Genomic DNA, 12,423 nt, shown 5'->3' with positions numbered 1-12,423 from the left:
GCCAGCCAACCGCTCTTGCGCGGCCTCAGGTCACGGGAACCAAAAATTCACGGCTGATGTGGGCCCCCAGATCATTCACGCGGTCCAAGAACTGCGTGAGATAGGCGTGCAGGCCGGTGGCCAGGATTTCGTCGATACGGCCAAACTGCAGCTCGGCGCGCAACTTGCCAGCGCGGCGCAGGGTTTCGCTGTTGGGGTCGCTGGCCACCAGGCTCAGGTTGTTGACCACCTCGTTCAAGCTGGCGTGCAGGGAGCGCGGCATGTCGGGCTTGAGGATCAGCAGCTCGGCCACACGCTCGGGTTTGATGACGTCGCGGTACACCTTGCGGTACACCTCAAAGCCCGAGACGCTGCGCAGAATCGCGCTCCAGTGGTAGAAGTCGTACTCTTGGTCTTTCTCGCTGGCAGCGCCAAAAAAGTCGCTTTGCACGGCGTGGAATTTCACATCCACCAAGCGCGCGGTGTTGTCAGCCCGCTCCAGAAACGTACCCATGCGCATGAAGTGCAAGGCCTCGTCCATCAGCATGGTGCCCACCGTGACACCGCGCGACAGGTGCGAGCGGAACTTCACCCACTCAAAAAACTGGGCGGGGTCTTTTTCAAACTCGCCGGTCTTGATCATGCGCTTGACTTCGAGCCAGGTGGTGTTTTGGGTTTCCCAGACCTCGGTGGTCAGCGTGCCGCGCACGGCGCGGGCGTTCTCGCGCGCGGCGCTCAGGCAGGACATGATGGAAGACGGGTTGTCCTCGTCCTTGACCATGAAGTCCATCACCTCGCGGGCTTGGATTTCGCCATGGCGTTCCTGGTAGCTGTAGAGCAGTTCGCTGATGGACAGCAGGCCCTGCCAGCCCAGCTGGGCCACGGCCTGTGATTGCGGCAGCAGCGATGTCTGGTAGTTCACGTCCAGCATTCGTGCGGTGTTCTCGGCCCGCTCGGTGTAACGGGACATCCAGAACAGGTGATCAGCGGTTCTTGACAACATAGGGTGGTTCCTCCGCAGTTCGCTTATTGTTTTGGGGTTTGGCTTTGGGTCTGCCCGACGGTGGCCACAGCAGGCGCATCGTCTTCGAGAATCCAGGTGTCCTTGGTGCCCCCGCCCTGCGAAGAATTGACCACCAGCGAACCGTCCTTTAGCGCCACGCGTGTCAGGCCGCCGGGCACCATCTGCACCGTCTTGCCCGACAGCACATAGGGCCGCAAATCAATGTGGCGCGGCGCAATGCCACTTTCCACAAACGTGGGGCAGCTGGACAAGCTAAGCGTCGGCTGGGCGATGTAGCCACTGGGGTTCGCCTCCAGCGCCTTGCGGAAATCTTCGATCTCGGCCTTGGTGGATGCAGGGCCCACCAGCATGCCGTAGCCACCCGCACCGTGCACCTCTTTCACCACCAGGTCTTTCAGGTTCGCCAGTGTGTAGGCCAGATCGTCCTTGTTGCGGCACATGTAGGTGGGCACGTTGTTCAGGATGGGCTTCTCGCCCAAATAGAACTCGATCATCTTTGGCACGTAGGGGTAGATGGACTTGTCGTCGGCAATGCCGGTACCGACTGCGTTGCAGATGGTCACGTTGCCGGCCTTGTAGGCATTCAGCAGACCCGCACAACCCAGTGTGGACGTGGGGCGGAACACCGTGGGGTCCAAAAAGTCGTCGTCCACCCGGCGGTAAATCACGTCGACCCGGCGTGGGCCGCGCGTGGTGCGCATGTAGACAAAGTTGTCTTTGACGAACAAGTCTTGCCCTTCAACCAACTCTATGCCCATTTGCTGGGCCAAGAAGGCGTGTTCAAAGTAAGCGCTGTTGTACATGCCGGGCGTGAGCACCACCACCGTGGGCTCGGCCGTGGTGGCCGGGCTGCTGGCGCGCAGGGTTTCCAGCAACAGGTCGGGGTAATGGGCGATGGGGGCGACGCGGTGTGCGCTGAACAGATCGGGGAACAGCCGCATCATCATCTTGCGGTCTTCCAGCATGTAGCTCACGCCACTGGGCACGCGCAGGTTGTCTTCCAGCACGTAGTACTCGCCCTTGCCGTTGGAATCTGGCGCCCGCACGATGTCGATGCCACTGATTTGCGAGTAGATGCCATTGGGCACATCCACCCCCACCATCTCGGGGCGGTACTGGGCATTGCCCTCAATCTGCTCGCGCGGCACGATGCCGGCCTTCAGAATGTCCTGGTCGTGGTAGATGTCGTGGATGAAGCGGTTGAGTGCGGTGACGCGCTGCGTCAGGCCCTTCTCCATGGTGGACCACTCATGTGCCGGGATGATGCGGGGGATCAGGTCAAACGGGATCAGGCGTTCGGTGCCCGAGCCGTCTTCGTCCTTCTCGCCGTAGACGGCGAAGGTGATACCCACGCGGCGGAAGATCATTTCTGCTTCTTCACGGCGCTTGGCCATCATGTCGCTGGGCTGGCGGGCCAGCCATTCGTCGTATATCTTGTAGTGGTCTCGTATCTGCTTGCCCTGAGTGAAAAACTCGTAGGGAAGCTGGGTGTACATCTCGTCGAATTTCCGCATAAAAGACCTCTCTGAACACACAGTATGCAAGCTTTGGGCCACGGCCCTCCTATCCCGCTCCTGCACCACTATGGCACATGATGATGCCAGTAACGGCGATCTTCCTCCCGAGAGCACGCCACATTTTGGGGCTGCTCCGAGCGCCAAGTCATCGCACCACAACGGGGCGAACTCACCAAATTGATGCGTGCTTGCGCATAGCGCTCCACCACCGGCGGCGCGGGGTGGCCAAAGCGGTTGCGGTAGCCGGCCTGCACCAGCGCCCACTGGGGCGCCACGGCCTGCAAAAACTCGGGCGTGCTGGAGGTTTTGCTGCCATGGTGCGGCACCAGCAGCACGTCGGCATGCAGATGGTCGGTGCCCTGCCAGGCCTGCACCAGGCGCGCCTCTTGCGCCGCCTCGATATCACCCACCAGCAGTGCGGTGCGCTCATCCGTGCTGATGCGCAGCACGCAGGACAGCGCATTGGGTTTGGGGGGTGGGCTGGCCGCATAGTCGGCCGGCTGCGGGTGCAGCACTTCGAACTGCACACCATCCCACTCCCAGTGCTGCCCGGCCTCGCAACGCTGCGCCGTGCGCAGCTGCTGCAGCGGGTGCTGCGGCTCAATCGAACTCAGCAACGCGGCTTGCGTCTGCATGGCCAACACGGCAGCCGCGCCGCCCACGTGGTCAATGTCGCGGTGGCTCAGCACCACGGTGTCCAGGGTTGCGTCCAATGCCTTGAGCAGCGGCACCAGCACCCGGTGGCCCGCATCGCTCTCCAGGCTGTAGCGCGGGCCCGCATCAAACAGCAGCGCGTGGTGGGCGGTGCGCATCAGAACCGCATTGCCCTGGCCAATGTCAGCCGCCAGCAGCTCGAACTGCCCTGACGCGGGCAAGGCTGGGCGCCATAACAGGGTGAGCAGGACCAGGGGCACGCCCAGCGCCCGCACATGCCAGGGCGCAGGCAGCACCAGTAGCAGACCGCCCAGTACAGCGCCCAGCCCCAAGCCCAGCGGCGGCAAAGGCAGTACTACGGCCGCGCCCGGCAATACTGCCAGCCAGGACAGCCACTGCCACAGCAGCGCGACGGCCCACGACGCCACATCCCATACGCCGGGTAACAGCGCACCCAGCAGCGCCAACGGCGTGACCACCAGCGTCACCCATGGAATCGCCAGCAAATTCGCCACCAGCCCCACCACCGAAAGTTGGCCGAACAACAGCAGCGTGAGCGGCGCCAGCGCCAGCGTGATGACCCACTGCTCCCGCAGCATGGCCCACACTTTTAAGCCGAACCGGCCGCTAGCCCCCGTATCTTCTGCGCGAGTAGCTCCTGAATCTGTAGCAAACAGCACGCCCACCGCGACAAAACTGAGCCAGAACCCGGGCTGCAGCAGCGCCCACGGGTCCAGCGCCACCACCATAGCGCAGGCCAGCATCCACACCAGCGGCCAGGGCCAGCGCGCACCCGAGAGGCGCAGCAGGGCCACAGTGGCCAGCATCAGGCAGGTCCGCTGCGCGGGCACACCCCAACCCGCAAACACGGCATACGCACAAGCCAGCAGCACGCCACCCAGCAACGCGGCCGACGGCGCAGGCAAGGCCAGGCACAGGCGCCGTGAGCGCCGCCACAGCCAACCGGTCAGCCAGGCAGCACCCCAGGCGAACATCGTGATGTGGAGCCCGGAGATCGAGACCAGGTGCGAGACACCAGTGGCGCGGAACACGTCCCAGTCGCTACGGTCCACCGCGGCCTGGTCGCCCACCACCAACGCGGCCATGAGCCCGGCCGCCCGCTTATCGGGCACGGACGCCAAGATGCGGTCGCGCAGCGCCTGCCGCGCCAGCGCCACGGGCGCGCGCCAGGTCTGGCCCAAGCGCTGGGGCGGCGTGTCTTTGTCGCCAGCCCGCACATAGGCGGTGGCCTGCACGCCCTGCTCCCACAGCCACAGTTCGAAGTCAAAGCCATGGGGGTTGATGCCACCGTGTGGCGCTTTGGGGCGTAGCGTGAGCTGCCATCGTTCGCCCGCCTGCACCTCGACCGGCACGCGCTGCAACCCGGCCTGCTCGCCCGCCAGCGCATAGCCCCCGGCGTACCAGCCCACGTCCAGGCGCGGGGGCACCTCCACGGCCTGACCATCCAGCAGCGCCTGCTCCACCGCCAGGCGAAAGCGCAGGCCAGCCTCGGAGCGCTGGGGCATGTCGGTCACCACACCGGTGATGCGCAGGTCACGCCCCTCCAAGTTGGGGGCCAAAGCGTGGCTGGCAAACCCCACTGCACGCAGGCCGGTGGAGCCAAACCCCAGCGCCATGCCGGCCAGCAGCACCACGGCCGTGGCACGCACAGCCGCTATTCTTTTAGGAGCTGCCAGCGCATAGGCCACGGGGGCTAGCAGCCCAAAACCCATATAAACCCAGACGGGCCAGAGTTCCGGCTGCTGCAACTGCGCCGCCGTGCCCAGCACCACACCCAGCAGCACCGCAAACACCGTGCGGGGCCAGGCGCTGGTAAGGGTGGCGGCAGAGAACATGGCCCCATGCTAACCCGGCCCTCCCCCACGCTTACGGCCCCGGTACAGGCGTCAGGGGGCATGGCGCAGGACTTGCTTTAACCCCTGTCAACATCGATTGTTAGTATGGTGCTGGTGCAGCCCTCGCTGCACAGGCTTCCCAGTGAGATTACCGAGAGACCGGCCCATGTCCATTCACGCAGCGCTGAACCACGTCACCCACTACACCTACGACCGTCTGGTCAATCTCGGTCCCCAGGTCATCCGCCTGCGCCCTGCCCCCCACTGCCGCAGCAAGGTGGTGTCTTACTCCCTCAAGGTCGAGCCGGCCACCCACTTTATCAACTGGCAGCAAGATCCGTTTGCCAACTACCAGGGCCGCCTGGTGTTCCCCGAGAAGACCAAAGAGTTCAAGGTCACCGTGGACCTCGTAGTGGAAATGGCGGTCTACAACCCGTTTGACTTCTTCCTGGAGCCCGAGGCGGAAGAATTTCCTTTCAAGTACACCCCCGAGCTCAAGCAAGAGCTGCTGCCCTATCTGGACGCCGACCCGGTCACGCCATTGGTGCAGGCCTACCTGGACAAGATCGACCGCACCAAGCGGCGCAGCGTGATCTTTCTGGTCGACCTCAACACCATGGTGCACAAGTCGGTCGACTACACCATCCGCATGGAACCCGGCGTGCAAACGCCTGAAGAAACGTTGGAGCTGGGCTCTGGCTCCTGCCGCGATTCGGCCTGGCTGCTAGTGCAACTGCTGCGCAACTGCGGGCTGGCCGCGCGCTTTGTGTCGGGCTACCTGATCCAGCTCGCCCCTGATGTGAAATCGCTGGACGGCCCCAGCGGCACCGAGGTCGACTTCACCGACCTGCACGCCTGGTGCGAGGTCTATTTGCCCGGCGCCGGCTGGATTGGCCTGGACGCCACCAGCGGCCTGCTGGCCGGCGAAGGCCATATCCCGCTGGCCTGCACACCGCAGCCCAGCGGCGCGGCACCCATTGAAGGCGGCGTGGACGAGAGCGAGGTGGAATTCAGCCACCACATGCAGGTCACCCGCATTTACGAATCCCCCCGCGTCACCAAACCCTACACGCCTGAACAATGGGCGTCGGTGATGAAGCTGGGCGACAAGGTGGACGCCGAGCTGGTGGCAGGTGATGTACGCCTGACCATGGGCGGCGAACCCACCTTTGTCGCGGTGAACGACCGCGACGCCGCCGAATGGAACACCGACGCCCTGGGCCCCACCAAGCGCGGCTTCGCCACCGAGCTGGTGCACAAGCTGCGCGACGAATATGGCCAGGGCGGCTTTCTGCACTTTGGCCAGGGCAAGTGGTACCCCGGCGAGCAGCTACCGCGCTGGGCGCTGAACATCTACTGGCGTGCCGACAAGCAGCGCGTGTGGAACAACCCCGCCCTCTTCACCGACGAACGCAAGCCCACCCACTACACCGCCGAAGACGCGGGCTACTTCATCCGCACGCTGGCCGGCAAGCTGGGCCTGACCGACAAATACGTGCAGGCCGGCTATGAAGACACCTGGTACTACCTGTGGCGCGAACGCCGCCTGCCGGTGAATGTGGACCCCTTCAACGCCAAGCTGGACGACGAAATGGAGCGCGCCCGCCTGCGCCGCGTGTTCGAGCAAAAACTCGACTCTGCCGTGGGCTATGTGCTGCCGCTGAAGGTGGCAGACTCTGCCGGCCTGAACCCCTCGCTGGCTGGCCCGATGTGGACCACCGGCCCCTGGTTCTTCCGCGACGAGCGCATGTACCTGATGCCCGGCGACTCGCCCATGGGCCTGCGCCTGCCGCTGGACTCGCTGCCCTGGGTCAGCCAGGGCGACTACCCCTACATGGTGGAGCGCGACCCGACCGTAGAGCGCGGTGCGCTGCCACAGCACTCGGCGTTTGCAGCGCGCTATGCGCCGGCGGTCAAGGTCTCGGCCCCCGCCAGCAGCGCGGGCAGTGTGTCGCCCAACGGCCTGCCCTACCTGGCCGGCAACCTGGCCACGCCAGAGGCCAGTCGCAAGCTGCAAACCCCGGCCGGCCCAAGCGCCACCGGTGACAGCAGCATTGCGACCAACGCCCAAACGGCCCTGCAACCCGAACCCGCCCGCTACGCCCAGGTGCCCAGCCGGTTTGAGTCGGCCCACTGGATCACCCGCACCGCGCTGTGCGTGGAAGTGCGTGACCCACGCCGCGCCAGCGGCCCCAAGGCCGAGGCCGTGGGTGAAAAATCCGGTGTGCTGTACATCTTCATGCCACCGCTGGAGCGCCTGGAAGACTACCTGGACCTGCTGGCCGCCATCGAAGCCACGGCCAACGAGCTGAAGATGCAGATCGTGCTGGAAGGCTACCCGCCCCCACGCGACCCACGCCTCAAGCTGCTGCAGGTCACACCTGACCCCGGCGTCATCGAGGTCAACATCCACCCGGCCACCAACTGGAAAGAGTTGGTCTACAACACCGAGTTTTTGTACAACGCGGCGTTTGAGTCGCGCCTGTCGGCCGAGAAGTTCATGACCGATGGTCGCCATACCGGCACCGGTGGCGGCAACCACTTTGTGATGGGCGGCGCCACGCCGGCCGACAGTCCGTTTTTGCGCAAGCCCGAGTTGCTGGCCAGCCTGCTGCTGTACTGGCACAACCACCCCAGCCTGAGCTACCTGTTCAGCGGCATGTTCGTGGGCCCGACCAGCCAGGCCCCGCGCGTGGACGAGGCGCGCAATGACCAGCTCTACGAGCTGGAAATAGCCATCGAGCAGATCTACAAAAACCGCGAGCTGTATGGCCAGACCATGCCCCCGTGGCTGGTAGACCGCACGCTGCGCAACATCCTGATCGACGTGACCGGCAACACGCACCGCAGCGAGTTTTCCATCGACAAGATGTACTCGCCCGACTCGGCCACGGGCCGCCTGGGCCTGCTGGAGCTGCGCGCGTTTGAGATGCCACCGCACCCGCATATGAGCAGCGTGCAGCAGCTCTTGCTGCGCGCGCTGGTGGCCCGCTTCTGGAAGGCACCGTACAAGGCGCCGGTAACGCGCTGGGGCACCGAGCTGCACGACCGCTTCATGCTGCCCACCTTCATCAAGATGGACTTTGACGACGTGATGGCCGACATGAACATGGCGGGCTACGCGTTCGATTCCAGCTGGTTCGCACCGCACTACGAGTTCCGCTTCCCGCTGGTGGGCGCGGTCAAGGCCGCCGGTGTGGAGCTGACGCTGCGCAACGCGCTGGAGCCCTGGCATGTGATGGGCGAAGAGAGCTCGGCCGGCGGCACCGCGCGCTATGTGGATTCGAGCCTGGAACGCATCGAGGTGCGTGTAACGGGCTTGAACGAGAGCCGCTATGTGGTCACCTGCAACGGGCAAGCCTTGCCCATGCAGAGCACGGGCACAGTAGGTGAGTTTGTGGCCGCGGTGCGCTACAAGGCCTGGAACCCGCCCAGCAGCCTGCACCCCACCATTGGCATGCACGCGCCGCTGACGTTTGACATTGTGGACACCTGGATGAAGCGCTCGCTGGGCGGTTGCCAGTACTTTGTCACCCACCCCGGTGGGCTGAACTACGAGACCTTCCCGGTCAACGGCTATGAGGCCGAAAGCCGCCGCCTGTCCCGCTTCGCCGCCATGGGCCACACCCCTGGCAAGCTGGTGGTGCCACCGGCCACGATCAACGTAGCTGGCAGCAAGGAGTTTCCGTTCACGCGGGATTTGCGACGGGGCTAAGCGTTTTAAGAAAAAAAACAGCTCCAACCCGCGTGGAATATGCGCTGGCAGCTATTGAATTAATAGCAATATTGCAGAGGCGCTAGGTCGGGTCAGTTCCTGTGCTACCGTACTGGGTGCACACCATACCGGCCAGTCGTCGCGCAGCGTCACTCATGCTGTGATGCGATCGATGCACAAGCCCAATGTCACGGTAAAAGGTGCGCTCTCCGAGGTCGATCGCACGCACAGCGGCTGGCCATCGCTTGAAGCTTTCGGTTTGAGGCAATAGCGCAACGCCCACCCCTTTGGCCACCAGTTGGACAATGGCCTCCAACTCATCGAGTTCGCAGACCTCACGCACCTGCAGGTGGGAAGCGCGCAGGAACCGGTCCACCTGGCGGCCGCCGTACGACTCTCGGTCGTACCGAACGAAAGGCTGGCTCGTCAGCAACTCGGACCAATCGCTTCCACTCACATTCCGCGGCACAAGCAGTCGGTACGGCTCGCGTACCAATGTTGTCCAGCGCAAGTCGCTTTGCAACGAGAACGGGGGCCGAATCACCACACCCAAGTCGATTTTCCCGGCGTCAACCATGTTCAGCAAGTGCATCGACAGCCCGGGAACGATGCGAACCCGGCAGTCCTTGACTTGCTTGTAGAAGCCCGCCAAAACGTCTGGCAGCCATGAACGCTGCACCGACGCGATAGCCCCCACATTGACGAAGGACGGCGCGGGCGACCCCAATGCACGCGAACCAAGATGGTTGTATTGCAGGATCAGCTCCTGCGCTTGTTCGACGACCTGGTGGCCGCGCGGGTTCAGCCGTGCGGCGCGGGCGCTGCGGTCGAAGAGGGCAAACCCGAGTTCGGCTTCCAGTCGCTGCATCTGGGCGCTGACGGCGGCCTGGGTCAGGCCGATCTTGTCGCCAGCTGCGGCAAAAGTGCCTTCACGTGCCACTGCAATGAGGGTTTTGAGTTCACGAATCATATAAATAATATTGATGCTTAGCATCAATATACATTGATTTTCATTTTAAATGAAGGCGCCTAGGATTGCCGCATCCCTTCACCATTTATCCATTTCACTATGCAAGCTCCGGCAACCAACCCCGCCCCAATGTCCCCTTTCCACCTGGCTTTCCCCGTGCACGATCTGGCGCTGGCGCGGCAGTTCTACGGGCAGACGCTTGGCTGCCCCGAGGGCCGCAGCTCGGAGGAGTGGATCGACTTCAACTTCTACGGACACCAGATCGTCGCGCACCTGGCGCCCAGCGAAACCGGCCTGGCCCAACGCAACGCCGTTGATGGCCATGGCGTGCCCTGCCGCCACTTTGGCATCGTGTTGCCGATGCAGGATTGGGAAGCGATGGCCGAGCGGCTGAAGGCTGATGGCATCGAATTCATCATCGAACCCTACGTCCGATTCAAAGGGGAACCCGGTGAGCAGGCCACCATGTTCTTCCTGGACCCCTCTGGCAACGCAGTTGAGATCAAGGCGTTTGGCGACATCACCAAGCTCTTCGCCAAATGATCCGGACCACTCTGATGCTTGCCAAAATCACATTCGCATTGGTGGCCGCTGGCTGCGCTTTCACCGTCCACGCCGATACGCTCCAGCAAATCAAGTCGAACGGGGCTGTCACCATGGGTGTGCGCGAAGCATCCGGGGCGCTCTCCTATTCGTTGGGCGACAAGTACGTGGGCTTCCATGTCGAGCTGTGCCAGCGCGCCCTGGCCGACATCCAGAAGCAGCTCGGTCTTCCCCGGCTTGAGATCAAATACCAGACGGTCACCTCCAGCAACAGGATTCCTCTGCTGCAGAACGGCACCATAGATATCGAATGCGGTTCAACCACCAACAACGCCGTGCGCCAACAGCAAGTTGCATTTGCGGTGACCACCTATGTCGAAGAAATCCGGATGGCAGTGAAAACGAATTCCGGCATTCAGTCCATTGCGCAGCTGAGTGGCCGCAAGGTAGCGACTACGTCGGGCACCACCAGCGTGCAACTGCTGCGAAAGCATGAGCGGGCGCACGGTGTCGACTTTCAAGAAATCTTTGGCAAGGACCACACCGATAGCATGCTGATCCTGTCTTCGGGTCGTGCTGATGCGTTCGTGATGGATGCGCAAGTCCTCGCTGGCAATATCGCCCAAAGCCGCAATCCATCCGACTGCCGAATTGTTGGCGAGGTACTTGGCGTCGAACCCATTGCCATCATGCTGCGCAAGGACGATGCGGCTTTCAAAAAGGCCGTCGATGGCAGCTTGCGCACCATGATGAAGAGCGGCGAAATGGCCCAGCTGTATGACAAGTGGTTCACCAAGCCCATTCCACCGACTGGGACAAGCCTCAGCCTGCCGGCATCGCAGGCCACGCTGGCAGCCTGGGCCAACCCCAACGATCGCCCGGCCGAAGAGTACGGCGCACGCTAGTCCAAGCGCAGAAATTTAGAAGAGACCCGAAAACATGAACACTTTGTTTGAACCTTTGGCGTTGCGTGGAGTGACCTTGCGCAACCGTCTGGCACTGAGCCCCATGTGTCAATACACAGCCAGCAATGGCTTCGTGAACGAGTACCACATCGCCCACTACGGACGCTTTACGTTGGGCGGCTTCGGCCTGGTGATGGTCGAAGCCACCGGCGTATCGCCCGAGGCGCGAATCACCCATGGCGATGTGGGCATTTGGAACGACGCCCATGTCGAGGGCCTGGCCCGCATCGCGGCCTTCGCCAAGGAATACGGTGCCGTCCCCGGCATTCAGATTGGCCATGCCGGCCCCAAAGCCAGCATTCAGCGGGCTTTCCAGGGCAATGGCCCGTTAAACGCGAGTGACGCTGCCCGCGGCGAACATCCCTGGAAGGTGGTGTCCCCCAGTGCACGGCCCGTGACTGAAGGCTGGCTGGTACCCATCGCGCTCGATGCCCAAGGCATTGCAAAGGTCCGAGCTGACTTTGCCGCCGCTGCACGCCGTGCGCTGCGTGCTGGCTTCGAGGTATTGGAGCTGCACTGCGCACACGGCTTCTTGCTGAATGCGTTCATGTCCCCCCTGACCAACGACCGGACCGACGCGTATGGCGGCAGCTTCGAGAACCGGATCCGTCTGCCGTTGGAAATTGTCCGTGAGCTGCGCGAGATCTGGCCGCAGGACAAACCGCTGTTCGTACGCATCTCCGCCGTGGACGGCAACCGTGACGGCTGGACCATCGAAGACAGTGTGGCTTTTGCCAAGGAACTCGACAAGATCGGCGTCGATGTTGTCGATTGCTCGTCGGGCGGCTTCGGTGTCTTCGACTATCCGAGCGGCTATGGCTTCCAAGTGCCATTCGCCGCCCAGATCCGCCGCGAGACGGGCATCGGCACCATGGCCGTGGGCCTGATCGTCGATCCACACCAGGCGCAGGCGATTGTTTCGTCGGGTCAGGCTGACATCGTTGCCTTGGGGCACGGCGCGCTGCGCGCCCCCCACTTTCCGCTGCACGCGCAGCAGGCCTTGGATGCTGCCGATCCACAGAATCCTTACGCTGACTGGAATATCCAGGCCGGCTGGTGGCTCAACGATCGCCAAAAAAGACTTCAACGGCTGGGACCCCTGGCTTCTGCAGAAAAACGCGCCCCAGAAATGAGCGGCGCTTGACCTGGGTTTCGATGCCGTGTCGGTCACCCACTGATTCCCCAAACGCAACCAAGATA

Annotated in this window: 8 protein-coding genes; 4 read left to right on the top strand and 4 right to left on the bottom strand. The window is 63.2% G+C overall.

Translation table 11 applies throughout. The annotated features are described in order from the left end of the window. Window positions 1-25: 25 nt before the first annotated feature. From AC097R_RS09910 to AC097R_RS09900, 3 genes are all read right to left on the bottom strand, one after another. Complete coding sequence (locus AC097R_RS09910) at window positions 26-982, bottom strand: alpha-E domain-containing protein (protein WP_479597913.1); 957 nt, start codon at window positions 980-982, stop codon at window positions 26-28. Between the two features lie 23 nt (window positions 983-1,005). Next, window positions 1,006-2,517, bottom strand: coding sequence for a circularly permuted type 2 ATP-grasp protein (locus AC097R_RS09905; RefSeq protein ID WP_479597912.1), 1,512 nt, complete (start codon window positions 2,515-2,517; stop codon window positions 1,006-1,008). A 68-nt stretch (window positions 2,518-2,585) separates the two neighbouring features. Continuing rightward, complete coding sequence (locus tag AC097R_RS09900; RefSeq protein WP_479597911.1) at window positions 2,586-5,030, bottom strand: ComEC/Rec2 family competence protein; 2,445 nt, start codon at window positions 5,028-5,030, stop codon at window positions 2,586-2,588. 166 nt (window positions 5,031-5,196) lie between these two features. On the opposite strand from AC097R_RS09900, the gene AC097R_RS09895 reads away from it, so the two are divergent. Then, window positions 5,197-8,745, top strand: coding sequence for a transglutaminase family protein (locus AC097R_RS09895; RefSeq protein WP_479597910.1), 3,549 nt, complete (start codon window positions 5,197-5,199; stop codon window positions 8,743-8,745). Window positions 8,746-8,827: 82 nt separating this feature from the next. On the opposite strand, the gene AC097R_RS09890 is transcribed toward AC097R_RS09895, so the two are convergent. Then, a complete protein-coding gene (locus tag AC097R_RS09890; RefSeq protein ID WP_479598117.1) occupies window positions 8,828-9,715 on the bottom strand; it encodes a LysR family transcriptional regulator in 888 nt (295 codons plus the stop codon). Window positions 9,716-9,844: 129 nt separating this feature from the next. On the opposite strand from AC097R_RS09890, the gene AC097R_RS09885 reads away from it, so the two are divergent. From AC097R_RS09885 to AC097R_RS09875, 3 genes are read left to right on the top strand one after another with little or no spacing between them, the layout of a single operon-like run. Beyond that, window positions 9,845-10,258, top strand: coding sequence for a VOC family protein (locus tag AC097R_RS09885; protein ID WP_477887068.1), 414 nt, complete (start codon window positions 9,845-9,847; stop codon window positions 10,256-10,258). A 14-nt stretch (window positions 10,259-10,272) separates the two neighbouring features. Next, window positions 10,273-11,163, top strand: coding sequence for an amino acid ABC transporter substrate-binding protein (locus AC097R_RS09880; protein WP_479597909.1), 891 nt, complete (start codon window positions 10,273-10,275; stop codon window positions 11,161-11,163). A 34-nt stretch (window positions 11,164-11,197) separates the two neighbouring features. Continuing rightward, window positions 11,198-12,367: an NADH:flavin oxidoreductase/NADH oxidase gene (locus AC097R_RS09875; protein ID WP_479597908.1), complete on the top strand. Its 1,170-nt coding sequence runs from the start codon at window positions 11,198-11,200 to the stop codon at window positions 12,365-12,367. The last annotated feature ends 56 nt before the right edge of the window (window positions 12,368-12,423 follow it).

Source organism: Rhodoferax sp. ZS1R25, from assembly GCF_056521335.1.
This window is presented reverse-complemented; position numbering and strand designations above follow the sequence as displayed.